28 protein-coding genes, 1 other RNA gene and 1 pseudogene are annotated in these 25,436 nt (G+C 51.0%); 15 read left to right on the top strand and 15 right to left on the bottom strand.

All coding sequences use genetic code 11. From position 1 onward, the window contains the following. Positions 1-213: 213 nt before the first annotated feature. From rseC to rpoE, 4 genes are read right to left on the bottom strand one after another with little or no spacing between them, the layout of a single operon-like run. The gene (gene rseC, locus FT726_RS01680; protein WP_021506520.1) at positions 214-678 is read right to left on the bottom strand and encodes a SoxR-reducing system protein RseC; all 465 of its coding nucleotides are present in this window, start codon (positions 676-678) and stop codon (positions 214-216) included. Then, the gene (gene rseB, locus FT726_RS01675; RefSeq protein WP_031279374.1) at positions 675-1,631 is read right to left on the bottom strand and encodes a sigma-E factor regulatory protein RseB; all 957 of its coding nucleotides are present in this window, start codon (positions 1,629-1,631) and stop codon (positions 675-677) included. The genes rseC and rseB overlap by 4 nt, the downstream gene beginning before the upstream one ends. Then, positions 1,631-2,287 carry an anti-sigma-E factor RseA gene (gene rseA, locus FT726_RS01670; protein ID WP_021506518.1) on the bottom strand — a complete coding sequence of 219 codons (657 nt, stop codon included), beginning with the start codon at positions 2,285-2,287 and terminating at the stop codon, positions 1,631-1,633. Before rseA ends, rseB begins: the two co-directional genes overlap by 1 nt. A 27-nt stretch (positions 2,288-2,314) precedes the next feature. After that, positions 2,315-2,893: an RNA polymerase sigma factor RpoE gene (gene rpoE, locus FT726_RS01665; protein WP_010617748.1), complete on the bottom strand. Its 579-nt coding sequence runs from the start codon at positions 2,891-2,893 to the stop codon at positions 2,315-2,317. Between the two features lie 442 nt (positions 2,894-3,335). On the opposite strand from rpoE, the gene nadB reads away from it, so the two are divergent. Next, complete coding sequence (nadB, locus tag FT726_RS01660; protein WP_346302359.1) at positions 3,336-4,943, top strand: L-aspartate oxidase; 1,608 nt, start codon at positions 3,336-3,338, stop codon at positions 4,941-4,943. On the opposite strand, the gene FT726_RS01655 is transcribed toward nadB, so the two are convergent. After that, positions 4,940-5,689 carry a tRNA(1)(Val) (adenine(37)-N(6))-methyltransferase TrmN gene (locus FT726_RS01655; protein ID WP_288424070.1) on the bottom strand — a complete coding sequence of 250 codons (750 nt, stop codon included), beginning with the start codon at positions 5,687-5,689 and terminating at the stop codon, positions 4,940-4,942. The genes nadB and FT726_RS01655 overlap by 4 nt on opposite strands. 137 nt (positions 5,690-5,826) lie before the next feature. Here FT726_RS01655 and srmB point away from each other — a divergent pair, with 137 nt between their 5' ends. Further along, positions 5,827-7,155 (top strand): ATP-dependent RNA helicase SrmB, encoded by a 1,329-nt coding sequence (gene srmB / locus FT726_RS01650; RefSeq protein ID WP_288424068.1) that lies wholly within the window; start codon positions 5,827-5,829, stop codon positions 7,153-7,155. A gap of 187 nt (positions 7,156-7,342) precedes the next feature. On the opposite strand, the gene grcA is transcribed toward srmB, so the two are convergent. Further along, a complete protein-coding gene (gene grcA, locus FT726_RS01645; protein WP_021506514.1) occupies positions 7,343-7,726 on the bottom strand; it encodes an autonomous glycyl radical cofactor GrcA in 384 nt (127 codons plus the stop codon). Between the two features lie 263 nt (positions 7,727-7,989). Between grcA and ung the strand changes: the two genes are divergently transcribed. Further along, positions 7,990-8,667, top strand: a complete 678-nt coding sequence (ung, locus tag FT726_RS01640; protein WP_127834787.1) for a uracil-DNA glycosylase — start codon at positions 7,990-7,992, stop codon at positions 8,665-8,667. Between the two features lie 45 nt (positions 8,668-8,712). Here the strand turns inward: ung and grpE are convergent, their stop codons facing one another. Continuing rightward, the gene (gene grpE / locus FT726_RS01635) at positions 8,713-9,291 is read right to left on the bottom strand and encodes a nucleotide exchange factor GrpE (RefSeq protein WP_031279366.1); all 579 of its coding nucleotides are present in this window, start codon (positions 9,289-9,291) and stop codon (positions 8,713-8,715) included. A 122-nt stretch (positions 9,292-9,413) separates the two neighbouring features. Here grpE and nadK point away from each other — a divergent pair, with 122 nt between their 5' ends. From nadK to bamE, 3 genes are all read left to right on the top strand, one after another. Next, a complete protein-coding gene (gene nadK, locus FT726_RS01630) occupies positions 9,414-10,292 on the top strand; it encodes an NAD(+) kinase (RefSeq protein WP_346302342.1) in 879 nt (292 codons plus the stop codon). An 85-nt stretch (positions 10,293-10,377) separates the two neighbouring features. Next, positions 10,378-12,039, top strand: a complete 1,662-nt coding sequence (recN, locus tag FT726_RS01625; RefSeq protein ID WP_346302341.1) for a DNA repair protein RecN — start codon at positions 10,378-10,380, stop codon at positions 12,037-12,039. 184 nt (positions 12,040-12,223) lie between these two features. After that, positions 12,224-12,571 (top strand): outer membrane protein assembly factor BamE, encoded by a 348-nt coding sequence (gene bamE / locus FT726_RS01620; protein WP_021506509.1) that lies wholly within the window; start codon positions 12,224-12,226, stop codon positions 12,569-12,571. A gap of 51 nt (positions 12,572-12,622) precedes the next feature. Here the strand turns inward: bamE and FT726_RS01615 are convergent, their stop codons facing one another. Together FT726_RS01615 and FT726_RS01610 are read right to left on the bottom strand one after the other, a co-directional pair. After that, positions 12,623-12,913: an RnfH family protein gene (locus tag FT726_RS01615; protein ID WP_021506508.1), complete on the bottom strand. Its 291-nt coding sequence runs from the start codon at positions 12,911-12,913 to the stop codon at positions 12,623-12,625. Beyond that, positions 12,906-13,340: a type II toxin-antitoxin system RatA family toxin gene (locus FT726_RS01610; protein ID WP_021506507.1), complete on the bottom strand. Its 435-nt coding sequence runs from the start codon at positions 13,338-13,340 to the stop codon at positions 12,906-12,908. The genes FT726_RS01615 and FT726_RS01610 overlap by 8 nt, the downstream gene beginning before the upstream one ends. Positions 13,341-13,499: 159 nt before the next feature. Between FT726_RS01610 and smpB the strand changes: the two genes are divergently transcribed. The 5 genes and pseudogenes from smpB to FT726_RS01585 all read left to right on the top strand — a co-directional run bounded on the left by smpB (position 13,500) and on the right by FT726_RS01585 (position 17,880). Next, positions 13,500-13,982: an SsrA-binding protein SmpB gene (gene smpB / locus FT726_RS01605; RefSeq protein WP_021506506.1), complete on the top strand. Its 483-nt coding sequence runs from the start codon at positions 13,500-13,502 to the stop codon at positions 13,980-13,982. A 43-nt stretch (positions 13,983-14,025) separates the two neighbouring features. Next, positions 14,026-14,390, top strand: a transfer-messenger RNA (tmRNA) gene (gene ssrA, locus FT726_RS01600). Between the two features lie 187 nt (positions 14,391-14,577). Further along, positions 14,578-15,663 (top strand): annotated as a pseudogene (locus FT726_RS01595) (DUF5906 domain-containing protein); the annotation flags it as partial. A 380-nt stretch (positions 15,664-16,043) separates the two neighbouring features. Further along, positions 16,044-16,979 carry a retron St85 family effector protein gene (locus FT726_RS01590; protein WP_346302340.1) on the top strand — a complete coding sequence of 312 codons (936 nt, stop codon included), beginning with the start codon at positions 16,044-16,046 and terminating at the stop codon, positions 16,977-16,979. Beyond that, complete coding sequence (locus FT726_RS01585) at positions 16,969-17,880, top strand: retron St85 family RNA-directed DNA polymerase (protein ID WP_346302339.1); 912 nt, start codon at positions 16,969-16,971, stop codon at positions 17,878-17,880. Before FT726_RS01590 ends, FT726_RS01585 begins: the two co-directional genes overlap by 11 nt. Before the next feature lie 166 nt (positions 17,881-18,046). On the opposite strand, the gene FT726_RS01580 is transcribed toward FT726_RS01585, so the two are convergent. The 5 genes from FT726_RS01580 to FT726_RS01560 all read right to left on the bottom strand — a co-directional run bounded on the left by FT726_RS01580 (position 18,047) and on the right by FT726_RS01560 (position 21,925). After that, positions 18,047-18,844 (bottom strand): hypothetical protein, encoded by a 798-nt coding sequence (locus FT726_RS01580; RefSeq protein WP_346302338.1) that lies wholly within the window; start codon positions 18,842-18,844, stop codon positions 18,047-18,049. Positions 18,845-19,657: 813 nt separating this feature from the next. After that, positions 19,658-19,957 carry a DUF1493 family protein gene (locus FT726_RS01575; protein WP_346302337.1) on the bottom strand — a complete coding sequence of 100 codons (300 nt, stop codon included), beginning with the start codon at positions 19,955-19,957 and terminating at the stop codon, positions 19,658-19,660. Beyond that, complete coding sequence (locus FT726_RS01570) at positions 19,951-20,409, bottom strand: STM2901 family protein (protein WP_021506492.1); 459 nt, start codon at positions 20,407-20,409, stop codon at positions 19,951-19,953. The genes FT726_RS01575 and FT726_RS01570 overlap by 7 nt, the downstream gene beginning before the upstream one ends. Positions 20,410-20,672: 263 nt before the next feature. After that, positions 20,673-21,101, bottom strand: a complete 429-nt coding sequence (locus FT726_RS01565; RefSeq protein ID WP_346302336.1) for a tautomerase family protein — start codon at positions 21,099-21,101, stop codon at positions 20,673-20,675. Positions 21,102-21,169: 68 nt separating this feature from the next. Next, positions 21,170-21,925 (bottom strand): SDR family NAD(P)-dependent oxidoreductase, encoded by a 756-nt coding sequence (locus FT726_RS01560; protein ID WP_127834462.1) that lies wholly within the window; start codon positions 21,923-21,925, stop codon positions 21,170-21,172. A 230-nt stretch (positions 21,926-22,155) separates the two neighbouring features. On the opposite strand from FT726_RS01560, the gene FT726_RS01555 reads away from it, so the two are divergent. Next, the gene (locus FT726_RS01555; RefSeq protein WP_346302358.1) at positions 22,156-23,070 is read left to right on the top strand and encodes an AraC family transcriptional regulator; all 915 of its coding nucleotides are present in this window, start codon (positions 22,156-22,158) and stop codon (positions 23,068-23,070) included. Between the two features lie 105 nt (positions 23,071-23,175). Here FT726_RS01555 and FT726_RS01550 read toward each other — a convergent pair whose 3' ends face one another. Beyond that, complete coding sequence (locus FT726_RS01550) at positions 23,176-23,565, bottom strand: hypothetical protein (protein ID WP_288424048.1); 390 nt, start codon at positions 23,563-23,565, stop codon at positions 23,176-23,178. 450 nt (positions 23,566-24,015) lie between these two features. On the opposite strand from FT726_RS01550, the gene FT726_RS01545 reads away from it, so the two are divergent. The 3 genes from FT726_RS01545 to FT726_RS01535 all read left to right on the top strand — a co-directional run bounded on the left by FT726_RS01545 (position 24,016) and on the right by FT726_RS01535 (position 25,371). Next, positions 24,016-24,369: a hypothetical protein gene (locus tag FT726_RS01545; protein WP_021506488.1), complete on the top strand. Its 354-nt coding sequence runs from the start codon at positions 24,016-24,018 to the stop codon at positions 24,367-24,369. Positions 24,370-24,526: 157 nt separating this feature from the next. After that, the gene (locus FT726_RS01540; protein ID WP_278426626.1) at positions 24,527-24,994 is read left to right on the top strand and encodes a hypothetical protein; all 468 of its coding nucleotides are present in this window, start codon (positions 24,527-24,529) and stop codon (positions 24,992-24,994) included. A gap of 191 nt (positions 24,995-25,185) precedes the next feature. Then, positions 25,186-25,371, top strand: a complete 186-nt coding sequence (locus FT726_RS01535) for a YegP family protein (RefSeq protein ID WP_159378636.1) — start codon at positions 25,186-25,188, stop codon at positions 25,369-25,371. Positions 25,372-25,436: the final 65 nt, after the last annotated feature.

Below are 25,436 nucleotides of genomic sequence, written 5' to 3'. Positions count from 1 at the left end.
TGAATATCTTCACGTAGAAAATCAGTTGAAAACGTGAGCACAGACACATTCAGGCAAGTGAGCTTTACCCGGAACCCTGTCAGCCTCATTAATGACGACGCATATTACACTGTTAACGCCGCGCGTTAAAGAATGGAACTGCGGGGAATCGCAACAGAATTCAGCGATTAAGACGAAATGAAAAGGCCGCGCAATACGCGGCCTGAACGGGGATCAACTGTGGTTTTCCACCCGTAGCGCATCAGGCGGGAGCGCAACGCTGAGAATCACCGGCTGGAACGCTTCGCGATCGCCAAACCGGCTGGAAACCCCTTTGGCAACAATAAAGCCGCCAACGCCACCCAGCAGCGCACCGCAGGCCGCAGCAAGGTCGCTGTGGAACAGCATCTGGAACAGGCCCGCGACCAGGAACAGACCAAACAGTGGCGTCATATACACCAGCAACGCAGAACCGAGCAGGCTGCTTTCGCGAATGCCCAGCTCAATGCGCTGGCCCGGCTGCAGCGGCTCCGGACTGGCGATGGTCATTACATGGGCGTTTTTCGGTCCCAGCTGGTTGAGCGCATGGCTGCCGCAGCCTTTGCGCGCTGAACAACTGTTGCAGGAGGTTTTCGCTTCCGAATGCAGAGTAGCGACGCCCTCTTTCCATGCCACCACGGTGGCCCATTCTCTCATCATTTTGTGGCACCTGAATCTATGCTGTCCGCGATACGTTTGGCAGTGGTCGGCGGCAATTCGCCCACCACGGTAATTTCACGATTATCGCGCACTTCGGTCTGTACCGTACGACGCCCAGTGCGCAATGACTGTGGCGAACTGCTTTTATCGGCAGGCGTGATGTTGATAGCGAAGCTGAACAGGCCATCGCTGTACAGACGGGATTCTACGGTTTTGTTCATCGCCGGAATGTCGCGCCGGCTTTGCGAAATCAGCTTCATGCCGGCCGGCAGCCAGCCCGGTTGCCAGCTGAGCTGCACTTTGTCGCCCGCCGGTAACGACAGCGACGGCGGCAGATTGGCTTTTTCCAGCCCCTGCATCAGATTGCGCACGCCTTCATCAACGGCAAAACTGATGACGCGGAACTGCTCCAGCGTCTCACCGTCGCGATCCAGCAAATCAATCCGCAGCGGCAATTTGGTATCGACGTCCAGCCACACCACGTAGCTGTAACGCGTACCGTCTCGCGACACGATGCGCACTACTTCGCACATCTGATCGGCCATGCGGGAACGCCCTACCGGGATAAAATCGTAGGCATCGCCGAGGCGCGAGAAGTCAGCGAACATCAGCGCCGGCAGCGCATCAATAATGTGGTTGCCCGGCAGCGAGAACGGATCGAGACCCGGTTCGAAATAGCTGATGTCGTTGCCGCGCTGGATCACTTCACGGCGCGGTCCGTCCATCTGTAATAGCTGGGCGAATACGCGATTGTCGATAACCGCATGGCGGTAACGCAGGGATTCAATGCCCAGACGTGAGACATTGATATAGGCGAATTCGTAGTTGAGGTTCTGGCTGGCCTGCTCCATCTGCTGTAACAACGCCCCGGACGCAGATGTCTGCGCCGGGGCGGTAGATGACCAAAGCAGGCTGCCTGCCAGCAGGCTAACGGCACACCAAAGCTGCTTCATTACTGCTGTTGAGTTCCTAACGACTGAGTTCCGGGAACGTTAGCCTGCGCCTGTTGCGGCGCATTGCTTTCAAACTGCACCTGATCGGCATGCAGACGGCGTTGCAGTTCGTAATCCTGCAGCATGGCATTCACGCGTCGACGCTGCTCCTGCACCTGCTGATTTGAGCTGTTGGTGTCAAAAGCATCAGACGGCACGCCCAGGCTGACCGGTGACGCTTTACCCATCATCGGTAAGGTATTAAAGGCTGGCGCATCCGACGTTTCCGTCGCACTACCCGCTGGTGAACTGTTGTAGTGCTGCACACCGACGATCACCGCCAGCGACACACAGGCCGCCACACCGATCTGCGTGACCTGAGCAACCCAGCCGCCACCGCGACGCCAGAATGGCATTTTCTGCCAGCGCGACGGCTCCGGCTGTGCTTCCGGGATCAACGAAGTCACTTTGCGCACCGGCTCGTTTTCGATCGCGGCAGCAACGCGTGCGGAGATATCAAAATGCAGCACTTCGCCCACATCGCCCCGCAGAGTGTCGCGGATCAGATGGTAGCTCTCCCAGCTTTTTTGTAGATCTGCATCCTTCGATAACGACGCCAGCAGCTCGTTATCTAAAGTTTCACCATCCATTAAAGCGGAAAGTTTTTCTTTCTGCATGCTTTGGTACCCTTCCAGTAGCCGTTATCACTGACGTTGGATAAGCGGTTGAACTTTATTATCAATGGCTTCCCGGGCCCGGAAGATACGTGAACGTACAGTACCTACCGGACAATCCATGATGGCGGCGATCTCTTCGTAACTCAGGCCATCCAGTTCCCGCAGGGTGATGGCCATACGCAGATCTTCAGGCAACGCCTCAATCGTCCGAAAAACAATTTGTTTCAGTTCGTCTGACAACATTAAGTTCTCAGGGTTCGAAATTTCTTTTAGCGCACCCGCACTTTCGAAATTTTCCGCGTCAATCGCGTCCACATCGCTGGACGGCGGCCGGCGCCCCTGAGCCACCAGATAATTCTTCGCGGTGTTGACCGCAATGCGGTACAGCCACGTGTAAAAGGCGCTATCACCCCGGAACGACTCCAGTGCGCGATACGCTTTAATGAAAGATTCCTGAACCACATCAGGCACATCGCCTGACGGGACATAACGTGAAACCAGGCTCGCCACTTTATGCTGGTATCGGATCACCAGTAAATTAAATGACTTTTGATCTCCTTTCTGAACCCGCTCAACGAGAACCTGATCCGTTAACTGCTCGCTCATCCGAGGTAATGTCTCCCCAAATCTCTTTTATGCGTAAGTGAACTGCCAGCACATCTCATTTATTGTGAGCAAGCATGCGCTTAGAGTCCCGTTCTGGCCTGAAGTTCACCACGACCTGATATTTTCTGTACCGGTGCCCTGACATCGTTGTTGTTGATGGTCTTTCAGTGTAGCGACTTACCGCACTGGTGGTGTCGTTGGCGGCACCGATAATCGCTGGCAGAGTACCCTATGACGCCGCATTTTTCACCTTTATTCCCTGAATTTTCAGCGTGTTTGGTATAAAAAACACTAATCGCTTATTTTCAGACATAACTTACTGAAATCGCATTACAATCTGATTATTGCGTCGAATTATCCCGCGTTTTTTGTTCAAAATACTTCACACCAGCGGCGTCCGGGCTTATGCTCGGGGGACCTTTTGTTTAGTAAATTAAACATCATGAACCCCATTCCCGATCATAGCTGTGATGTACTGATTGTTGGCAGCGGCGCGGCCGGTTTATCTCTGGCGCTGCGGCTGGCACCGCATTATCAGGTAACGGTGCTGAGTAAAGCGCAGATTAGCGAAGGCTCCACGCTGTATGCACAGGGCGGGATTGCGGCGGTGTTTGATGAAAACGACAGCATTGAATCACACGTCGAAGATACGCTGATTGCCGGCGCAGGCCTGTGTGATCGTGAGACGGTGAATTTTATCGCCAGCAATGCGCGCCCGTGCGTACAGTGGCTGATCGATAACGGCGTGGCGTTTGATCGCGAGCCACAGGATAACGGCAATGCGCGCTATCACCTGACGCGCGAAGGCGGTCACAGCCATCGCCGTATTTTACACAGCGCCGACGCCACCGGGCGCGCGGTCGAAACCACGCTGGTCAGCCAGGCGCTCAGCCATCCCAATATTCGCGTTATTGAGCGTGCCAACGCGGTGGATTTAATCCTCTCCGATAAAATTGGCCTGCCCGGAACGCGGCGCGTGGTAGGCGCATGGATCTGGAATCGCAATCGCGAACAGGTTGAAACCTGCCGCGCCCGCAGCGTGGTGCTGGCCACCGGCGGTGCGGCGAAGGTATATCAGTACACCACTAATCCGGATGTCGCGTCCGGCGACGGCATCGCGATGGCGTGGCGCGCCGGCTGCCGGGTGGCCAATCTGGAATTCAATCAGTTTCACCCTACCTGCCTGTTTCATCCGCAGGCGCAAAACTTTTTGCTGACCGAAGCGCTGCGCGGCGAAGGTGCCTGGCTACTGCGCCCGGACGGTTCGCGCTTTATGCCGGATTTCGATGCGCGCGCCGAACTGGCACCGCGCGATATCGTGGCGCGCGCTATCGATCACGAAATGAAGCGCCTGGGCGTCGACTGCATGTATCTCGACATCAGCCATCAGCCGGCCAGCTTTGTGCGTGCCCACTTTCCGATGATCTATGACAAGCTGCTGACGTTTGGCCTCGATCTGACACAGCAGCCGATTCCGATTGTGCCCGCCGCGCATTACACCTGCGGCGGCGTGATGGTGGATCAGCATGGGCGCACCGATGTCGACGGGCTGTATGCGATTGGTGAGGTCAGCTATACCGGCCTGCACGGCGCTAACCGCATGGCATCAAACTCGCTGCTGGAGTGTCTGGTGTATGGCTGGTCGGCGGCCGAAGATATTGTGCGCCGTCTGCCGCAGATGCACGCCGTCGATCACCTGCCGGCGTGGGATGAAAGCCGCGTCGACGATGCCGATGAATGGGTGGTGATTCAGCACAACTGGCATGAGCTGCGGCTGTTAATGTGGGACTACATGGGCATCGTGCGTACCACCAAGCGGCTGGAGCGCGCCCTGCGCCGCATTACGCTGCTACAGCAGGAGATAGATGAATACTATGCGCACTTTCGCCTCTCCAACAATCTGCTGGAGCTGCGCAATCTGGTACAGGTGGCAGAGCTGATGGTGCGCTGTGCGCTGGCGCGCAAAGAGAGCCGCGGGCTGCACTTCACCCGCGACTATCCGCATACGCTGCCCGAGGCACAGCCAACGGTGCTGCAGCCGGTAGCCTAGCGGAACAGATAGAAATCGGTTACCAGGCTCAGCCAGTCCGCCGAATAGCTTTTATCTTCATCACGAATGGCGAGCCGCTCCTGCACGAGTTCGCCTGCGGCAGGTGAAAAGCCCAGCACCAGCCGGTTCGGCGGTCGCTGCGCGTAAGGTGCCACATCATAGCGATAACGCAGATGCCAGCCTTCGGCACGCGCCAGTGTAATCAGGTTTTCGCCGGCATCCGCGGGCAGCACCACGCAAAACAGCCCCTCTTCTTCAATCAGCTCTGCCGCACAGCGCAGCAGGGTGGGATGATCAAGTGTTGCCGTGCTGCGCGCGGTATCGCGCTCGACGCTGGCCGAGGCCATGCCCGGCGTGAAAAACGGCGGATTACTGACAATCAGCGAGTAGCGTTTTTCTGCCTGCTCACTCCAGCTGACGATGTCCTGCGCATGCACCGCGATGCGATGCGCCCACGGCGACGCGGCGACGTTCTCCTGCGCCTGCGCGGCGGCGCTGCGCTCCAGTTCGACGGCATCGATACTGACGTCATCCGGCGTGCGCTGCGCCAGCATCAGCGCAATAAGACCGCTGCCGCAGCCGATATCCAGTATGCGCCGTACGCCTGCCACCGGTGCCCAGGCGCCGAGCAGCACCCCATCGGTGCCGACCTTCATGGCACAGCGATCGTGCGCGACAAAAAATTGCTTAAACGTGAACCCATCTTTTCTTAACATCGCCCGCGCTGGCGGTTGCGGCTGAGACATGCTTAACGACCATTGAATTTGCTCCTGCCGGAAGTGTAACGTGGTCGCGAAGTGAATTCACCTTCACCTGTGCAACACAAACAGATGAAGATTGTGGCTGAACTGTCTATAATCAGCGCCCCAAACTGAGGTAGACCATGACCGTAACCACATTCTCCGAACTCGAACTCGACGAAAGCCTGCTGGAAGCCCTGCAGGATAAAGGCTTCACGCGCCCGACTGCCATTCAGGCTGAGGCCATTCCTGCCGCGCTGGAAGGCCGTGACGTACTGGGTTCGGCACCAACCGGAACGGGGAAAACCGCAGCCTACCTGCTGCCCGCTTTACAGCACCTGCTCGATTTTCCGCGTAAAAAATCAGGGCCGCCGCGCATTCTGATCCTCACGCCGACGCGTGAACTGGCGATGCAGGTTGCCGACCAGGCGCGCGAGCTGGCCAAACATACCCATCTCGATATCGCCACCATCACCGGCGGCGTGGCCTATATGAACCACGCGGAAGTGTTCAGTGAAAATCAGGACATCGTGGTCGCGACCACCGGCCGTCTGCTGCAGTACATCAAAGAAGAGAACTTTGACTGCCGCGCGGTAGAAACGCTGATTCTGGACGAAGCCGACCGCATGCTGGACATGGGCTTTGCGCAGGATATCGAGACCATTGCCGGTGAAACGCGCTGGCGCAAACAGACGCTGCTGTTCTCGGCCACGCTGGAAGGCGACAACATTAAAGATTTCGCCGAGCGCCTGCTGAACGATCCGGTAGCGATTGAAGCCGATCCGAGCAAAAGCGAGCGCAAGAAGATTCAGCAGTGGTATTACCGCGCCGACAACCTTGAGCACAAAACCAAACTGCTGGTGCATCTGCTGAAGCAGCCGGAAGTGAAGCGCGCCATCGTGTTCGTACGCAAACGTGAGCGCCTGCATGAGCTGGTGACCTGGATGCACGAAGCCGGCCTGCGCAGCAGCTACCTCGAAGGCGAAATGGTGCAGGCTAACCGTAACGAAGCGATCAAACGCCTGAATGACGGTCGCGTTAACGTGCTGGTCGCGACCGATGTCGCCGCGCGCGGTATCGACATTGATAACGTCACCCACGTCATCAACTATGACTTACCGCGCACCGCCGATGTCTATCTGCACCGCATTGGCCGAACCGGCCGCGCCGGACGCAAAGGTACCGCGATCTCGCTGGTAGAGGCACATGACCATCCGCTGCTGGGTAAAATCAGCCGCTACGTCAACGAACCACTGAAATCGCGCGTAATCGATGAGCTGCGTCCGGAAACGCGTGCACCGAGTGCTAAAGTCACCGGTAAACCGTCGAAAAAGGCGCTTGAGAAGCGCAAAGAGAAGAAAGCGAAAGAAGAAGAGAAACCGCGCGTGAAGAAACGTCACCGCGATACTAAAAATATCGGTAAACGCCGCAAGCCAAGCGGCAGCAGCACACCGGAGAGCAGTGCGGAATAAAACAGCATCGCGGCAATTAAATCGCCTCCCTGAGGCGATTTTTTGCTTTCTGGCCTGCTGAAATCGCAGTTTCGCGGCGTAAAATATCTCAACCTGCCCTCTTCTCTCTTCAGGAAATAAAAAAGCCGCGCCAGTAAGCACCGGCGCGGCCTGTATTGCTGTGTGTGTGTTTTCGTCAGCCGATCAATTACAGGCTTTCGGTAAAGGTACGGGTGATAACGTCACGCTGCTGTTCTGGCGTCAGCGCATTAAAGCGCACCGCATAGCCCGACACGCGAATGGTCAGCTGCGGATATTTTTCCGGATGCTTTACCGCATCTTCCAGCGTTTCACGGCGCAGCACGTTAACGTTGAGGTGCTGACCGCCTTCAACGCGCACCTGCGGTTTCTGCTCCAGTGGAATTTCACGGTAAGCAATCTCGCCAAGGTCGCTGACTGCAACAACCTGATCTTCCGTGAAATCACCTTTTGCGCACAGGCAGCGGGCTTCGGCTTTCTCATTGTCCAGCAGCCAGAACGAGTTCAGCAGCTGCGGATTTTGTGCCTGAGTAATTTGAATACCGGTAATCATAGAGGCCTCCAGGGCTTAGCGCTGCGGCAGGAGCACAGCGCGGTTCTTCGGGTTATGTGATGCTCTGGTATATCACCGCGCTGACCGGCTCGTTTTGACCTGTATCAATTTCGTCCGGCCAGAATTTTTGCTTCCACTCTAGTTAGTTGATTTATAACAACTTTTTTCATTAACTTTTTCTGCAATTGTTCAACTTATTTTTACCCTTCTGCTGCCCCGCCGGACACGCTAAGCTAAAGGCATCAATTTGCAGGGAGTCAATGATGGCTGAGAAGCTGACCTGGCACGATGTGCTGGCTGAAGAGAAAGAAAAACCTTACTTCGTGGAAACGCTAAAAGCGGTAGCCGAAGAGCGTGCGGCGGGCGTGACGGTCTATCCGCCGCAAAAGGACGTCTTCAACGCGTTCCGTCTCACCGAACTGGGCGATATTAAAGTGGTGATCCTCGGCCAGGATCCGTACCACGGCCCGAATCAGGCACACGGCCTGGCGTTCTCGGTCCTGCCGGGCGTGGCCATTCCGCCGTCGCTGCTGAATATGTACAAAGAGCTGGAACAGGACATTCCTGGCTTTCAGCGCCCGCAGCACGGCTTTCTTGAAAGCTGGGCGAAACAGGGTGTGCTGCTGCTGAATACGGTGTTAACCGTGGAAGCCGGCAAAGCGCATTCGCACGCGCGTTTCGGCTGGGAAACCTTTACCGATAACGTGATCAGCGCCATCAACTCCCATCGCGAAGGGGTGATTTTCCTGCTGTGGGGATCGCACGCGCAGAAGAAAGGCAGCATCATTGATGCGCAGCGTCATCACGTATTGAAAGCACCGCATCCTTCGCCGCTTTCGGCCCATCGCGGCTTTTTTGGCTGTCAGCATTTTTCCAAAGCTAATGCGCTGCTGAGCCAGGCCGGCCAGACGCCCATTGACTGGACGCCGGTGCTGCCCTGAAAACACAAACGGCCGCATCAGCGGCCGTTGTTGCACGGGAGCGGCTTAGCCTTTGGCTTTCGATACCGCAACCATCGCCGGACGCAGCAGGCGACCGTTGAGGGTGTAACCGCGCTGCATCACCATCAGCACGTGGTTTGGCGCCACTTCTTCAGACTCCATCATCGACATCGCCTGATGCACATCCGGGTTGAACGGCACATTAGTTTCGCCCACCACTTCCACGCCGAACTTGCGCACCGCACCCAGCAGTGATTTCAGCGTCAGCTCGATGCCTTCAATCATCGAAGCCAGCTCGGTGTTCTCTTTATCCGCCACTTCCAGCGCGCGCTCCAGGCTATCAATCACCGGCAGCAGTTCGTTGGCAAACTTTTCCAGCGCAAACTTGTGCGCTTTTTCCACGTCCATTTCGGCGCGGCGACGGATATTTTCAATCTCAGCCTGCGCGCGCAGCTGGGCGTCACGCACGCCACCCTGCGCCTGCGCTAATTCCGCTTCCAGCTGGGCGATACGCTCATCACGCGGATCCACCTCAGTTGCTGTCTCCGCTTCCGGCTGCTGTTGTTCCTGTTGAATTTCGTCTGAGACTTGCTCGTTTGGGGTGTTCTGTTCTTTACTACTCATGAATTTCTCCGCGTTTTGCACATTCATCTCGCTGGTTGGCTTATTATGGGGATCAGTTTGACGGTTTCAAGTGAACCCATCACATTGCCTGGCCGTTTTGGCTTATGAGGAACACCCGCTAAATGAACAAACACTTTAACTGCATTGGGATCGTCGGCCATCCGCGCCACCCCACTGCGTTAACCACCCATGAAATGCTCTGGCGCTGGCTGACTGACAAAGGCTATGACGTGATCGTGGAACAGCAAATCGCCCGCGAGCTGAACCTGCAGGATGTGCGTACCGGCAGCCTGGCGGACATCGGCCAGTATGCCGATCTGGCGGTGGTGGTCGGCGGCGATGGCAACATGCTGGGCGCCGCGCGCGTGCTGGCTCGTTACGACATCAAAGTGATTGGCATCAACCGCGGCAATCTCGGCTTCCTCACGGACCTCGATCCGGATAACGCGCAGCTGCAGCTGGATGACGTGCTGCAGGGCGATTATTTCGTGGAAAGCCGCTTTTTGCTGGAAGCGCAGGTATGCAAAGAAGAGTGTTCGCCGCGCATCGGCAGCGCCATCAATGAAGTGGTGCTGCATCCGGGCAAAGTGGCGCACATGATTGAATTTGAAGTCTATATCGACGAAGTGTTCGCCTTTTCCCAGCGCTCGGACGGGCTGATTATCTCCACGCCAACCGGTTCAACCGCCTATTCGCTGTCGGCGGGCGGGCCGATATTAACGCCGTCGCTTGATGCGATTGCGCTGGTGCCAATGTTCCCGCACACGCTGTCGGCGCGTCCGCTGGTGATCAACAGTAGCAGCACCATTCGCCTGCGTTTTTCCTCGCTGCGCAGCGACCTGGAGATCAGCTGCGACAGCCAGATCGCTCTGCCGATTCAGGAAGGGGAAGATGTGCTGATTCGCCGCAGTGCCAATCACCTCAATTTAATTCATCCCAAAAATTATAATTATTTTAATACATTAAGCTCAAAACTCGGATGGTCAAAAAAATTATTCTGAAAAGGCCTGCCGGCTACTTTACTGGATAAAAAACCAGTTTATACTGTATGAAAAACCATATCTGTTTTTACATACAGGTGATTGTATGCTGGCACAACTGACCATCAGTAATTTTGCAATCGTTCGTGAACTGGAGATCGATTTTCATCGTGGCATGACGGCGATCACCGGCGAAACCGGCGCAGGAAAATCCATCGCGATTGATGCGCTGGGCCTGTGCCTTGGCGGCCGTGCTGAAGCAGACATGGTGCGTCAGGGGGCCAGCCGCGCGGATATCTGCGCGCGCTTCCAGCTGAAAGCGTCACCCTCAGCCCAGCGCTGGCTGGCGGAGAACCAGCTTGACGACGGCAACGAATGTTTGTTGCGCCGCGTGATCAGTGCCGATGGCCGCTCACGTGGCTTTATCAACGGCACGTCCGTACCGCTGTCGCAGCTGCGCGAACTCGGTCAGTTACTGATTCAAATCCACGGTCAGCATGCGCATCAGCTGCTGCTTAAAACCGAACATCAGAAACACCTGCTGGATGCCTACGCCGCGCACGACGATCGGCTGGCGGAGATGCGTCAGCACTATCAGCGCTGGCACCACAGCTGCCGCGCGCTGGCACAGCATCAGCAGCTGTCGCAGGAGCGTGAAGCCCGCCGCGAACTGCTGCAGTATCAGCTGAAAGAACTCAACGAGTTTGCGCCGCAGCCAGGCGAGTTTGAGCAGATTGATGAAGAGTACAAGCGCCTGGCGAACAGCGGTCAGCTGCTGTCCACTAGCCAGCAGGCGCTGCAAATTCTTGCCGACAGCGATGACACCAACCTGCAAAGCCTGCTTTACAGCGCGCGTAATATGCTGAGTGAGCTGGTCTCGCTGGATGATAAAGTCAGCGGCGTATTTAACCTGCTGGAAGAAGCCGCGATTCAGCTGAGTGAAGCCAGCGATGAGCTGCGCCACTACTGTGAACGGCTCGACCTCGATCCTAATCGCCTGTATGAGCTGGAGCAGCGTCTGTCGCGGCAGATTGCGCTGGCGCGTAAGCATCATGTTTCACCGGAAGCGCTGCCGGTGCTGTATCAGCAGCTGCTGGATGAAGCGGAACAGCTGTCGCAGCAGGAGAGCGATCAGGAAAGCCTGCAGAGCGACGTCGTGGCTCATCATCAGGCCGCGCTGGCCTGTGCCGAAGCCCTGCATCAGCAACGCGTCACCTCGGCGCAGGAGTTGAGCCAGCTGATTACGCAAAGCATGCGCACGCTCGCCATGCCGCACGGTGAGTTTGCCATCGTGCTGGAATTCAATGCCGATCAGCTGACGGCCGAAGGTGCCAGCCGTATTGATTTCCGTGTCACCACTAACCCGGGCCAGCCGCTGCAGCCGCTGGGTAAAGTGGCCTCAGGGGGGGAACTGTCACGTATTGCGCTGGCGATTCAGGTGATCACCGCACAGAAAATGGAAACTCCGGCGATGATTTTCGATGAGGTTGACGTCGGTATCAGCGGTCCGACGGCCGCTGTTGTTGGCCAGATGCTGCGCCAGTTGGGCGAATCGACTCAGGTAATGTGCGTAACTCACCTGCCGCAGGTGGCGGGCTGTGGTCATCAGCACTTCTTCGTCAGCAAAGAGACCGACGGTGCGATGACCGAAACCCACATGCAGCCGCTGGATAAGCGTGCACGTCTGCAGGAACTGGCGCGCCTGCTTGGCGGCAGCGAAGTAACACGCAACACGCTGGCGAACGCAAAAGAACTTTTAGCAGCCTGACACCGCACTTTTTTGCGGCCAGGTGGTCATATGCTTGCTCTGTAGAGGTTTCCAATAGCTCAAAGGTTTATTATCATCGGCAGTCATATCGCCATAATAAAGCCTGCCGTATGCAGAGTTCAGAATTTGATGGCAACAAAACTGCCTGATGAAAGGCGTTTGGCCCCAGAAAAGGAATGTATAGATGCGCTGTAAAACGCTGACTGCCGCGGCAGTGGTAATGTTGATGATGACCGCCGGATGTTCCACCCTTGAGCGCGTTGTGTATCGTCCGGATATCAATCAGGGGAATTACCTGGTCGCCAACGACGTTTCGAAGATTCACACCGGCATGACGCAGCAGCAGGTTGCTTACACGCTCGGTACGCCGATGATGCACGACCCGTTTGGCAGCAACGTGTGGTATTACGTGTTCCGTCAGGAGCCAGGCCATGAGAGCGTGAAGCAGCAGACGCTGACGCTGACCTTCGACAGCAACGGTACGCTGACGAACATCGATAACAAACCGCGCCTCACCGGCACTGAAGACTGAGTGAGCCGCAACAAAAAAGGCGCCTGAGCGCCTTTTTTAGTGCCTGTACACTTACTTTTTCGTTGCCGCCCGCTCTGCCCGCTGCCGGCGCATCTCTTTTGGATCGGCAATCAGCGGGCGATAAATCTCTACCCGATCGCCATCCTGCAGCGTATCGCTCAGCTTGACCGGACGGCTGAAAATGCCGACCTTATTGCTGCTCAGGTCGATATCTTTGCGCAGCGTCAGCAGTCCGGATGCCTGAATCGCCTGCTCAACCGTGGCGCCCTCTTCCAGGCTTACCTCACGCAGATACTGTTTATCCGGCAGCGCGTACACCACTTCAACGCTGATGTCAGCCACGGTAAACCTCTTTGGCGCGCTGGGTAAACGCCTGCACCATGCTGTTGGCCAGCTCTTTGAAGATGCGGCCAAATGCCATCTCGACCAGCATGTTAGTGAACTCAAAGTCGAGGCTGAGCTCTACCTTGCAGGCATCGTCGCCGAGCGAGATAAATTTCCAGCCGCCGGTCAGCTTGCGGAACGGCCCATCGACCAGCTGCATATGAATGCTCTGGTTATCGGTCAGGGTGTTACGCGTGGTAAAGGTTTTACTGATGCCGGCTTTGGAAACATCCACCGCGGCGGTCATCTGGTTACCGCTGTTATCCAGCACGCGGCTGCCGGTACAGCCCGGAAGAAATTCAGGATAAGCATCCACATCATTCACGAGCCGGTACATCTGCTCAGCGCTATACGGGACCAGCGCTGAACGGCTAATCTGGGCCATAATGGTTCCTGTTGGTCACAAAACCGTTGAATTATACCATTTTAAGCTACTAAACAAAAATTCACGCCTTTGCCAGCTGTGCTAAAATAGTGTGTTTTTTACCGCCCCGCAGGACAGGGGATGCGCCCACAGACTGAGTGATGTAGACTACGCCGCACTATGACAAAGAAAAAAGCTCACAAACCCGGTTCAGCCACTATTGCCCTCAACAAACGCGCTCGCCATGAATATTTCATTGAAGAAGAGTTCGAGGCCGGCATGGCGTTGCAAGGATGGGAAGTCAAATCACTGCGTGCCGGTAAAGCGAACATCAGCGACAGCTATATTTTGCTGCGCGATGGCGAAGCCTATCTGTTCGGTTCCACTTTTCAGCCGCTGGCGGTGGCATCAAGCCACGTGGTGTGCGATCCCACGCGCAACCGCAAGCTGCTGTTGAACCAGCGCGAACTGGACTCCCTGTACGGCCGCGTTAACCGCGAAGGTTACACCGTGGTCGCGCTGTCGCTGTACTGGAAAAACGCCTGGGCCAAACTAAAGATTGGCGTAGCACGCGGTAAGAAAGAACACGACAAGCGCGCGGACATTAAAGATCGCGAGTGGAAGATGGACAAAGCACGAATTATGAAGAATGCCAGCCGTTAAGCACTGGAATCTTTTATAATTTTTTGCTAGAGTAACAAGTCTTGGGGCTGATTCTGGATTCGACGGGATTCGCGAAACCCAAGGTGCATGCCGAGGTGCGGTAGGCCTCGCTAAAAAACCGCAAAAAAATAGTCGCAAACGACGAAAACTACGCTTTAGCAGCTTAATAACCTGCTTAGAGCCCTCTCTCCCTAGCCTCCGCTCTTAGGACGGGGATCAAGAGAGGTCAAACCTAAAAGAGATCGCGTGGATGCCCTGCCTGGGGTTGAAGCGTTAAAACTAATCAGGCTAGTTTGTTAGTGGCGTGTCTGTCCGCAGCTGGCAAGCGAATGTAAAGACCAGACTAAGCATGTAGTACCGAGGATGTAGGAATTTCGGACGCGGGTTCAACTCCCGCCAGCTCCACCAAAATTCTCCATCGGTGATTACCAGAGTCATCCGATGAAGTCCTAAGAGCCCGCATGGCGCAAGCCCTGCGGGCTTTTTTGTGTCTTCAACTTTTCGGGATAACTTGCACTGGATTCTGAGTGATTAGGTATATGTTTGGTATACATATTGGAGTAAGAAAAATTTGCACCAGCTTGAACGTAAATAACTCATCGACATGGCGAATCTGATAGCGCCACGCATGGGGAAACAATCCCGCCGCCTGACTGGCTTCCGTATTGGCGTGATTGATATTGCCACCGGCACGTTTAGTTCGCACAGCGTGCGGGCGAAAAACCTCGCAGGCTTTCCGGCGCTCATTGACGCGGTCCGCCGGGCATAATCACGACAAGCAGGAGCGCATTTTCGCGGCGTTATTTATGGTGCTGGCAAACCGTTACGACTGGCAGATGTTTTTGAAGGTAACTGGTCCAGGTGGAAGCGGGAAAAGCGGATTAGCATCGATCGCCACGCTGCTCGCTGGCCGCGATAACACCAACTCAGCCACCATCGATACACTGGAGTCATCGCGGGAACGCGCCAGCGTGGTCAGATTCCCTCTGATTATTCTGCCCGACCAGGAGAAGTGGAGTGGCGACTGCGCTGGCATTAAGGCGATTACTGGCGGCGATGCGGTAGCCATCGATCCCAAATATCGCGATCCCTACTCTACTCAAATCCCGGCGGTTATTCTGGCGGTGAACAACAATCCGATGCGTTTCAGCGATCGCAGCGGCGGCGTATCGCGCCGCCGGGTTATCCTGACGTTCCCGGAGGTGATACTGATACCCGCGAAAGAGCGCGATCCACAGTTGCTGGATAAAATCAGCAACAAGCTGGCCGTCATTGTTCGCCATCTGATGCAGCGCTTCGCGTCATAAGTTAAAGCCCGTGAGCTGTTGCAAGCGCAGCAGTCTTCCGGCGAAGCGCTCGAGATAAAACGCCAGACTTATTCGCTAGTTGATTTCTGTGGCTACCTAATGCCGTTGAGCATGCCGAACGGGCTTTTTATCGGCAACGCCAATATTCTCCCGATTAGCCCTAACCGTTATCTCTATCATACCTATTTGTCGTTTATGGAATCACGGGGCATCAATATCCGCTCACCCTTGAAGCCTCAGGCTAGGCTATGCCACATGCGTTGAAAGAGTACGAGCGCGTGCTGCTCAAGCGCCGTACTAATAACGGCATTCAAACCAACCTGACGTTACATCAGGATAGCGAGGCAGATTGGCTGCCTGCATGTATTGCCTGATAATCTCATTCTATACAACCTGGATTGGGTCTTTTTTTAACCCCCGTTAGAGTAATCACCTTCAGTGCATACTGATGCTCGCCAGTAATGACACCATTCACTTATTAATCTATTGATTAATATTAATTAATAGCATAAAGGAACAGAATGAAAACTATTCACGGAAATTATTTTTTTTCGCTTTCGAATTTGTCAAATTGATGATATTTTCTGATCAACCCTTAGTTTGGAAGTGCTCCGGCATTTCTTGTGGTTGGTGCATATCCGACCCGTTACTATTGTTTGGTTTCTCGTCGCAAGAACGCGAGTCGTCACGAGGACGGCTGTCCTCGTGCCACCTCGCGATCTTGCGCCTCGTAACCTGTGTAAGGGCTCTTTTGATGTGGTCAAAACATCCAAAATATTTGAATGCTCGTAAGGATTTCGTTGCCAACTTCTCAGCAAGTGAACTAACGCAGTTGAGTTATTCGTTACCGAAGATCCTCTTTATTTGTGGTGGTGAAGAAAAAAGCTGTAAAAATCGCGGAATTTTAGAAGGTTACATTAGAAAACATCACAAGGAATATCTTACATTTCGTGCTGAACTTGCTTGGGATCTAATTAGTAGTAGTGATAATTCAAAGAATGTAAATGCGCTAGCTTTAGAAGAGTGGCTAGCAGATATTTCCGACATTGTAATTATTTTAGTTGAGAGCTTTGGAACTGTGGCTGAACTAGGTGCATTTTCATTAAGCCCAAGCTTAAGAAAGAAGTTGTTACCTGTTTTAGATAAACAGTTTGAAAGACACAACTCATTTATTAACACAGGCCCAGTAATGTGGGTAAATAATGACTCGAAATTTAAACCAACAATCTACACTGATTTTAAAACAATTCTAACATGCATTCCTCAAATTAATGAGAGGCTAACCAGAAAAACAAGATCCTCTGTGTCAAAAAACAACCTTCATGGTGACTATCAATACTCACCAAAAGTCCTTCTTTTCTTCTTATTGTATGTAATTGCTTCTCTTGGTCCTATTGGGACAACAGAAATAGCAAAACTGAGCTCTAACATTATTGGACTGAAAGATAGAAACAAAAATAACATTAGATTTATGCTATCTCTTGGAATCGCCTTAGGATTATTTAAAAAAACACAAGTTGGAAACGAGCCATATTACTCATGCGTTGATTTTGATAAATTTTTCAATCACGACTCCACTAAAAAATTATTAAGTAAGATACTAAAAAGCAGGGCCAGAGCACTGTCAGATTTGATAATGATACCAGCTTTCAAAAGCGAATTGGGAAAGGTAATGAAAAATGTTAATTGAACATCTTTCAGATAGTCTTATTTTAACTGAAAATTTCATCTGTGAACTTGCAGATACCGCCAGTAAAAACTATAACAAATTCAGTGTACCCAAAAAAAATGGTGGTACGAGAGTTGTTTATCAACCACATAAAGAACTAAAATTATTACAACGAGTAATTCATGATGATTTTTTAGTTAAGATGCCAGTTCACCCAGCATCTACAGCTTACTTAGAGGGTGCTTCAGTTAAAAACAATGCTGAAAAACATAAAAAAAACAAATATCTTCTCCGCCTTGATTTCGTGGATTTTTTTAAATCAATCACACATAATGATATTTTGTCATTCATGATGGAAAACAAAATCCATCCTGATTGGAATGAATATGATAAAGAAATTTTCTTAAAACTAGTTTGTTACAATGGCAGGCTAACCATGGGTGCTGTTACGTCTCCAATGTTATCTAATTTAATTTGTAATAAATTGGATAGAAATATCGACTCAATTTGCAGTCAGCAAAACATTACTTACACGAGATATGCCGATGATATTTATTTATCCACTAATACTCCAGATATTTTAAGAAGCATGCCTCAACGAATTATGTATGTACTTCGCTCATTAGAATATCCAAAACACTTAATAATTAATTCATCGAAAACCAAGCATTCCTCCAAAAAAAGCAGGATGATGGTAACTGGACTTACAATTACGAATACTGGAAATATATCGATTGGTAGAGATAAGAAACGAGAGATTAGAAGCTTAGTATACAAATGGGATCAACTAACAATTGAAAAGAAAAAGTACCTTCAAGGATACCTTTCATATTGTGTAAGTGTTGAGCCTCTTTTTATAAACTCCCTTTGTGAAAAATTTAGTGCTAAAATCATAAAAAAAATCCAATCATATAAACTATAACTTATATGTAAGTATGCGCCTTAACTGATGTGTAATATAATCCAAATAAAAATAAATCGCATTGTAAGGCGTTCTCTAGCAATTGAAGTCCTAAAAATCATATTAATGCAAACTATATCAGTTTACATGCATACACTTATGTGTAAATTTTAATAAACTGAATCAACTATAATATTTTTTCACTTGAATTTTTATCTGTTGCTTTTTTTTGCACATTAAATTTACTCAATATTAAAATTACATCTAGATTATCCTGCACTTGAAACAGAGCGTAATCATCATAGTGTTCATGATAACCATTTGATATTAGAAAAAACTCAAATGTTTCGCCTGACATTTCCGTGAACATATTGAAGTTAAATGGTGTATATCCTGTTATGAAACCAAACTTATCGAAAATTACATCTATAGTTTTATCTTTAATTCGATAAGTGAATATGAACCCCATTTTCCGCGTCAGCACTATATCATTAAAAGTAATCACTCTTTTATGCAGGCGATTTTCAAAACTTTTTAATGTTAGTGAGCTTTCCACATCACAACCGATAATATTTCCGCCTCCAGTAACCACAGTAAAGAAAAGTTTCTCAGAAATACCAATCGAAACCAAGCCATTTTGATCATAAATCTCACTATATTTAGGCACATCAATCAATTTAGCTTCATAGCCTTTTAAAACTAGTGGCTCTTCAAATTTTATTATTTCAATGCTACCTTTACTACCAATCCTCATGTTTATTGAGGAAATAATAACTGTGTTATCTCTCTTATTTGAAATGACAAAGTTTGTTAGGTGTAAGTTGTATAACTTACCAGTACTTAGACTATACGATACGCATATTTTCTTTGTTACTTTCTGGTATCCGAAGTAAATAGTAAAACCTGCAGCGATTAAAGTCAGCAGCTTTATATTAAAAATAGAATACAGCCATGCAAGTCCATCTATAACATTTTGATTGATCATTTCACATCCATTCTTCGACAATCTTACTAATTACCATTCACAATGATGAGATGGCCAGTTAAACCATAATATATTTCGACAAATATACTTAGGTAAATCAGAGCTCATTAACTACTCAGTGAACGTTACTTTAAAGCAGCTTAGCCCACGAAAATTAGTCTTTCGTGGGCTAATGTAAAAATCTACTTAAGTAGCCCTGCACTTTTAAACATCTATTACACATGCCATGATATCCGAGAACTTTGCTTGTGGTGCTGAGCTGACAATAGCCAGTATGAAGCGCTTAACAGAATCACATCGCACCTACTATGCTTCGGTCGCTTATCAATCAACTTGACTAAAGTGGTCACTCCTAGTGCACACTAGTGTACATCCAACCTCAAACCATTCACTACCTAGGATACTGAAGTTAATACATAAAAAACCCTAAGTGAACTATGTGAACACTTTCTCTTAAATTATTTTTATTTTTGATTTGGCTCCTGTCGTTCGTCATACTTACCCTGCCGCTCCGGGGTATTAGATCTGATAGTTGGTACACGTTTAGGTATACGACTCAAAGTTGAATTAGATAAAAACATTTAATTTCAAAAAGTTGAACCATCCATTCAGATTCCGCCAGCTCATAAGCGGCCTTCACACCTGAAAGCGATTTGCAAGCTGCGCATCGACTCACCGCAATCAGTTCAGCTTGGCCTGGTCTGCTCTGCTCTGCTCAGCTTTTTTCGATCGAATCCCCAACCCACCGCTAAGTCAGTTGGCAATTCTACATTTTCAATCCAAGGCTCATATCAACTAAGCGCCTAAGATGCATCAATCATCCAGCCATCGCCCGGCTTCAGCAGAATCGATCAGGAGTTGAACAGTAAGTGGCTTATGCGCTTCACTGAAATCATCTGGAAAGTATCGCTGAAAATTAATTGATTTGGGATCAATGCCAAACCTTTCAGAATACCTTTCAAGTAGCTCATAGGCATCAAGAGGATCCATACGAAAATCTTTATTCAAATCAGTAGAATGCTTTAAAGGATAACGTCGAAAGGTAAAAAGGCTTCTACCATTGTATTCGGCCAGAAGTGAATAAACTGCCTGCTCAATATCCTGCCTTACCATATCTTATCTTCCTCTGTGACAATGCGATTGTAACGTACCATAGACTGATAACCTATTTGCGCCACATCGCCCGCCAGGATCACCCAGCCAACCACAGGAATAGCACGCCCTACAAACGTCGAAAGCTTTGATGTCATTATTCTTTTAACTTCAAAAGGATTTGCGGGATTTTGAATCCAGGTAGGTAAGCGGAAAGGGAGCCGAATATCCCTAAGCAGTTTCCTTGAATACTTTGAGGCATAACTTGTGCCAGGCGTAGCACTACCTAGCTTGCCTCTGACGGTGATAGTGTTCTGACCGCTATAAATTGCTGCTGCCGCCAGAACATCCTTCGCGCCAGTGAAATGTTCTGCGGTTACGTCTACCATAATCCAGAAGAATAATTCCCCCGCACTGAGATTTGTTAGTCCACCATAAAAGTACGTTCCATTTAGCTGTTCGGTGGTATCCATTACCTTCTCCTTTCGCTTTATACGAGTCAAATCTTAAACCCAGGGCCGGGCAATTACCATTCCTGTTCATTCTATTCCTTACCTTCTTATGCTCTGCCGAATGTCAACTCAGCCAGCTTAGCTGAGGTAATCACATCTGATATTGAAGTACATCTTTCCTTCAGCATGCGTAAGTAACATCAGACATACTCAATAGCCGCAACACTGTAATCTTCACACCATTCCCTGATAGTTTTCTCGCCCCCCTATCAAAAACATTTCCTTCAAATCGACGGAGCGTTTTCATCGCTGGCGCGAAGCGCTGCCAGATCGGCCTGCTGACCAAAAATCCCCCAGTTTGCTTCTTCGATTTCCTGTATCACCACATAGACAGGCGCGACTGAAGTCCCTGACGGACGCCGATCCAGAATTGCGGTTGCTCCCTCGATCAGCTTCTTCTTTGCTTCCTCATCCAGCCCACCTTTGATGACATATATCTGAAGGGACACAACTGGCAACCATGCGGGTTTGTCTCCCATAAAAACGGCATCAGAAGAGTATTCAGCAAAGTAGCTCCATACCGTACTACGAACCAGAGGGGAGTCTGGCAGCGCCTCGCAATTAAGTCCTAACTGCGTCAGATCTCTGGCAACCTGTTGACGCTTGGCCGCATCAAAGGTGCCTGCTGGCGCATGAATGATCATTTTAGGCATCAAATACCTCTTATTGCATCAGGGGAACAGGATGGATTCCGCACCGGGCGGAATCCATCATCGGGCAACTAAATTGACTGCCCACCGGAGACTTCAATACGCTGACCGGTGACCCAGCGGTTGTCCGGTCCCAGCAGGCTGGCAATCATCGGACCGATGTCATCAGGCAGGCCCACGCGACCCAGCGCGGTCATACCCGCAAACGCCTGGTTGTAATCAGGGATGTCACGCACCGCGCCACCCAGGAAGTCGGTCTCAATCGCTCCCGGGGCAACGGTATTCACGGTGATGCCGCGGCTGCCCAGTTCTTTCGCCATATACACGGAGAGTATTTCAACGGCGCCCTTGGCAGCCGAGTAGGCCGAGAACCCCGGGAACGACACGCGGGTCAGCCCCGAAGAGAAGTTGACGATGCGTCCGCCATCGACCAGCAGCGGCAGCAGCGACTGCGTCAGAAAAAACACTCCTTTGACGTGTACATTAAATAACGCGTCAAACTGCTCTTCCGTGGTTGCGCTAAAGTCGGCCATTTCCCCATGCCCGGCGTTGTTGATCAGATGGTCGAACGTTTCGCGTCCCCAGTCACCTTTCAGGATATTGCCCACGGCGGCGACGAAACCCGGGAAGGACGATACGTTGCTGGTGTCCAGTTGCAGCGCAACTGCTTTACGGCCAAGCGCCTGGATTTCATTCACCACGGCATCCGCCGCCTCTTTACCAGTACGATAAGTCACGATGACATCACCACCATGGCGGGCAATGCTCAGTGCGGTATTACGGCCAAGACCCCGGCTGGCGCCAGTAACAAGAGAAAGGGTTGTCATGAAATATCTCCTCAATAATGGGAGAGTGATTCTAACAATCGGCAGAATTACAAGGTTGCCTAATAATTTTTAATTATTGCCTGATTATTTTTATATTTTTATTTGATGCGGTATTTACTAGAATGGTCGCATCTGAAATTTTTCATTAATTGCCTGATAATATGAAAAAGCATGCTCACTCGTATGAGGAACGTCCTGCTGGGGACGACGAGTTTCAATCTGCCGGGAGGATGGCGGCTTTGCTGCAGGCGGCAAGTCATTATGCTGATGAACACCACAACGGAGCGGGCGTTGCCGCAACGCCGGTTGATGGGGTGTTCATTCTGCGCGAGACCGCACCTACCGCGTTGCAATTTGCTATCACTAAACCGTTGATCGCAATGGTGCTGCAAGGCAGCAAACGCGTGACCATGGGCAGCGATCGTTTTGATTTTGGCGCGGGGGAATCCTTGCTGATCACCATGGATGTGCCAACCGTGAGTCAGGTTATCAGCGCCAGTGCCGACACCCCTTATTATTCTCTGGTCGTGGAACTGGATGCGGCGGTGATTAGTGAACTGATGGCAAACATGGTCGGGCTGGAGGCTGCCACGGATTTACCCGTAAGCATTGATCAGATCGAAGAAGATGTGGCAGAAGCCGCTTTGCGTCTGCTGAACATGCTCAGCAGACCGCGCGCGCTCGCCGTGCTGGGCAGCCAGTTGGTGCGGGAGTTACATTACTGGCTATTGTCAGGACGACACGGCAGCGTGCTGCGCGCCCTCGGCAGTACTGACAGCCATGCGCGGCGGATTGCGCGGGCAGTCGCAATCATTCGGGCCAATTATGCGCAACCGCTGCGCATGAAAACCCTCGCTGACGCCGCCGGTATGAGCCTCTCGGTATTTCATACGCATTTCCGCCATGTCACCACGCTCACCCCGCTGCAATTCCAGAAACAACTGCGCCTGCTTGAAGCGCGGAGACTGATGCTGACGGAAGGGACAGCGATCGGTATTGCTGCTAACGCGGTGGGATATGAGAGCGTGACGCAGTTTACCCGTGAATATTCACGGCTGTTTGGTTCACCGCCAGCCCGGAATATTCGGGAAACCCGCGCACTCGAGCGTTCAGCCCTGTCCGGTGAGCCTGCGTGGCGCAGTTGATTTTTCGCACAATGCTGTGTCAACATTCACGGTTAACGACGTCTCAAACAGGCAATAAATTGTTCGAGTCTGTCGTTTCCGAAGAGGGGGTTACAAGAAGGATTTTTATAAAACACTTCTAATATAGAGATTAACCAGCTTCACTTGGGTGAAGAGTCCTAACTTATTTTTCCTGGCCGTGTAAATGAAATGCACTACGGCAGCAATACCTATCATGCCAAAAAATAATCCTGCACCTTCCGTTTCACCGACAAAACAAAAAGCCGCCGTAAAAAGAATCAGAATATAGAGATAAATAACGACAACTGAAGACACATCATTTGACAAGATCGCGATGACTGAACGCAGGTTAATATCCGAGGTAATTTTCTTTGTAAAAACCGAATTTATCTCTTTATAACCGGCTCTGAAACTAAGTAACTCAGCCTTGTTAAAATCATTACCCCGAATTTTTGATTGAATCTTCTTCAACTTCTTGTTGGTTTTTTCATCCATAATTCTTACCTCCCTGGCCTGACTCAGATAGACATTATAATGACCTTGTCTGCATTATTTGAAGCTTTTGAGTCAATCAACCCACTGCTCAGGGCTTCGGTAATCTGAATTAAGGTCCTGCCTGATCGGCTATGAAGAGATTCGAGCTGTCTTTTACGTCTTACTCCAGTACCTGCACAAAAAATCGCACGAAGTTTTAGGGTTGCGCTGCTGCCCCACCTTTTTCTCTAGCCGACTAGTGCACTTAGCACACCTCGTTTCTTTATCCTCTGCGCTGTGCCAGTATTACACCTGGCTGGCCCCTACGGCACACCGCTGCGCACTTATGCCAGAAACCCTCACAGAAACGGTACGATTCACTTACAGTTTATTCCTAATGCCCTGCGTTGCGCTCTGTGCCACTCTTAACTACGCTCATAACACTTATGATGCTTAATGAGGGAATATATTATGAAAAAGACGATTATTGCGTTATCCGCCATTCTTCTGACTTCTACGGCGTTTGCCGCCACACACGCAACCGATGAAACCGTCGCTGACGCCAAAGCGGGCGCCAATACGGCGAAAGAGAAACTGCATCAGGCGCAGCATCAGGGTGAAGAGCAGCAGCTCAAAGCCAAACATGCTGCCGAAGGTAAAAGCGATAGCCTGACCAGCAAAGCGAGCGAAAACTCACAGAAAGCCTGGAACAGCACCAAAGAAGGTACTGAAAAAGGTTGGGACGCCACCAAAGAAGGCGCGCAGAAAGGCTGGAACAAAACCAAAGAAGGTGCCAGCGATCTGAAGAAGAAAGTCTCTGAGTAATTTGTTCTGATGTAGAGAGCGATTGCTCTGCATTCATTTGATTAAAAAACGCCTGGTGCAGTGCATCAGGCGTTTTTTACATCATAAGCATATTAATCCGCAGCGAACTTAGTTAAATTTCATTCGCAGGAGCTGCTCTCGCGGCATAGCAAATGGGATGGATTTGGCGCTGATGCAAATAGTTAATGATGTATCTTTGGTTGAGGTGCAACACGCAACGGACCGCGAACAGGCGAAATCAGAGGTATTACTCAGTGGTAGTTCTACCGGCATAATCATCCCCGGAAAAATCCTTGAGGCAGCAGTCAAAGTGACTGATAACCGCTATATCCTGTTTGTCACGGATGACGTGCTCTACGAGGAATCACTAACGATTGTGCTGATTGATTCCTCTCAGGGCATTCAGGAAATTGTCACTATTGGCAATGAGTATAACTCCGGCACATTTGAGCAGTTGCATATCAGTGACCATTCACTTCAGTTTCGTTTTATCGGTGATTATATCTGGAGCCTGACACTGGAAGATTCACCGAAATTCCAGCTGCCATTTTTCAGCGATCCGAAAGGTGTGTCCCGCAGTAAAGCATTTACCCGATTCATGAACATCACGGCTTTACCCACGTGATAAACACGAACTCATTACCCCAAAAGGCCGCGATGCGGCCTTTTTTGTGCCTGCCAGCAACCGGATTGATACAAAACGCTGCGATCCCGCTCCTGGATTCGGGCAAATTCCTAATCAGTGATTGATTAATGAGCAGGCTGCGCGAATAGTAAGCGAACCGGCCATCGGGTGCCGGTACAAGGAGAAAGCGCATGGGATATTACGTACTGAGTAAGAGTGATACAGCATCGTCGCAGAAATACTGGTTTGTGCTTAAAGCCAGCAACGGCGAAACCATCGCCACCAGCGAGATGTACAGCTCTAAACAGGCGGCGGAAAACGGCATCCGCTCGGTGCAGCAGAATGGTGCGTCGACCACCATTCACGATGAGACCTGACCTCGCGCATGCCTGCGCAGTGATGCGCGAAGGTGGGTCATTGACCCTGCAAGCGGCGCAATGTA

This window comes from Pantoea sp. Morm, assembly GCF_016643525.1.
GTDB classification, from domain to species: domain Bacteria; phylum Pseudomonadota; class Gammaproteobacteria; order Enterobacterales; family Enterobacteriaceae; genus Pantoea; species Pantoea dispersa.
The sequence above is the reverse complement of the archived record's forward strand: the minus strand, read 5'-3'. Positions and strand labels throughout refer to the sequence as shown.

Bases quoted from the DNA above. Each gene is read 5' to 3' on its own strand.
- rseC (WP_021506520.1), bottom strand. From the start codon at position 678: ATGATGAGAGAATGGGCCACCGTGGTGGCATGGAAAGAGGGCGTCGCT.
- rseB (WP_031279374.1), bottom strand. From the start codon at position 1,631: ATGAAGCAGCTTTGGTGTGCCGTTAGCCTGCTGGCAGGCAGCCTGCTT.
- rseA (WP_021506518.1), bottom strand. From the start codon at position 2,287: ATGCAGAAAGAAAAACTTTCCGCTTTAATGGATGGTGAAACTTTAGAT.
- rpoE (WP_010617748.1), bottom strand. From the start codon at position 2,893: ATGAGCGAGCAGTTAACGGATCAGGTTCTCGTTGAGCGGGTTCAGAAA.
- nadB (WP_346302359.1), top strand. From the start codon at position 3,336: ATGAACCCCATTCCCGATCATAGCTGTGATGTACTGATTGTTGGCAGC.
- FT726_RS01655 (WP_288424070.1), bottom strand. From the start codon at position 5,689: ATGTCTCAGCCGCAACCGCCAGCGCGGGCGATGTTAAGAAAAGATGGG.
- srmB (WP_288424068.1), top strand. From the start codon at position 5,827: ATGACCGTAACCACATTCTCCGAACTCGAACTCGACGAAAGCCTGCTG.
- grcA (WP_021506514.1), bottom strand. From the start codon at position 7,726: ATGATTACCGGTATTCAAATTACTCAGGCACAAAATCCGCAGCTGCTG.
- ung (WP_127834787.1), top strand. From the start codon at position 7,990: ATGGCTGAGAAGCTGACCTGGCACGATGTGCTGGCTGAAGAGAAAGAA.
- grpE (WP_031279366.1), bottom strand. From the start codon at position 9,291: ATGAGTAGTAAAGAACAGAACACCCCAAACGAGCAAGTCTCAGACGAA.
- nadK (WP_346302342.1), top strand. From the start codon at position 9,414: ATGAACAAACACTTTAACTGCATTGGGATCGTCGGCCATCCGCGCCAC.
- recN (WP_346302341.1), top strand. From the start codon at position 10,378: ATGCTGGCACAACTGACCATCAGTAATTTTGCAATCGTTCGTGAACTG.
- bamE (WP_021506509.1), top strand. From the start codon at position 12,224: ATGCGCTGTAAAACGCTGACTGCCGCGGCAGTGGTAATGTTGATGATG.
- FT726_RS01610 (WP_021506507.1), bottom strand. From the start codon at position 13,340: ATGGCCCAGATTAGCCGTTCAGCGCTGGTCCCGTATAGCGCTGAGCAG.
- smpB (WP_021506506.1), top strand. From the start codon at position 13,500: ATGACAAAGAAAAAAGCTCACAAACCCGGTTCAGCCACTATTGCCCTC.
- FT726_RS01590 (WP_346302340.1), top strand. From the start codon at position 16,044: ATGTGGTCAAAACATCCAAAATATTTGAATGCTCGTAAGGATTTCGTT.
- FT726_RS01585 (WP_346302339.1), top strand. From the start codon at position 16,969: ATGTTAATTGAACATCTTTCAGATAGTCTTATTTTAACTGAAAATTTC.
- FT726_RS01580 (WP_346302338.1), bottom strand. From the start codon at position 18,844: ATGATCAATCAAAATGTTATAGATGGACTTGCATGGCTGTATTCTATT.
- FT726_RS01575 (WP_346302337.1), bottom strand. From the start codon at position 19,957: ATGGTAAGGCAGGATATTGAGCAGGCAGTTTATTCACTTCTGGCCGAA.
- FT726_RS01570 (WP_021506492.1), bottom strand. From the start codon at position 20,409: ATGGATACCACCGAACAGCTAAATGGAACGTACTTTTATGGTGGACTA.
- FT726_RS01565 (WP_346302336.1), bottom strand. From the start codon at position 21,101: ATGCCTAAAATGATCATTCATGCGCCAGCAGGCACCTTTGATGCGGCC.
- FT726_RS01560 (WP_127834462.1), bottom strand. From the start codon at position 21,925: ATGACAACCCTTTCTCTTGTTACTGGCGCCAGCCGGGGTCTTGGCCGT.
- FT726_RS01555 (WP_346302358.1), top strand. From the start codon at position 22,156: ATGGCGGCTTTGCTGCAGGCGGCAAGTCATTATGCTGATGAACACCAC.
- FT726_RS01550 (WP_288424048.1), bottom strand. From the start codon at position 23,565: ATGGATGAAAAAACCAACAAGAAGTTGAAGAAGATTCAATCAAAAATT.
- FT726_RS01545 (WP_021506488.1), top strand. From the start codon at position 24,016: ATGAAAAAGACGATTATTGCGTTATCCGCCATTCTTCTGACTTCTACG.
- FT726_RS01540 (WP_278426626.1), top strand. From the start codon at position 24,527: ATGGATTTGGCGCTGATGCAAATAGTTAATGATGTATCTTTGGTTGAG.
- FT726_RS01535 (WP_159378636.1), top strand. From the start codon at position 25,186: ATGGGATATTACGTACTGAGTAAGAGTGATACAGCATCGTCGCAGAAA.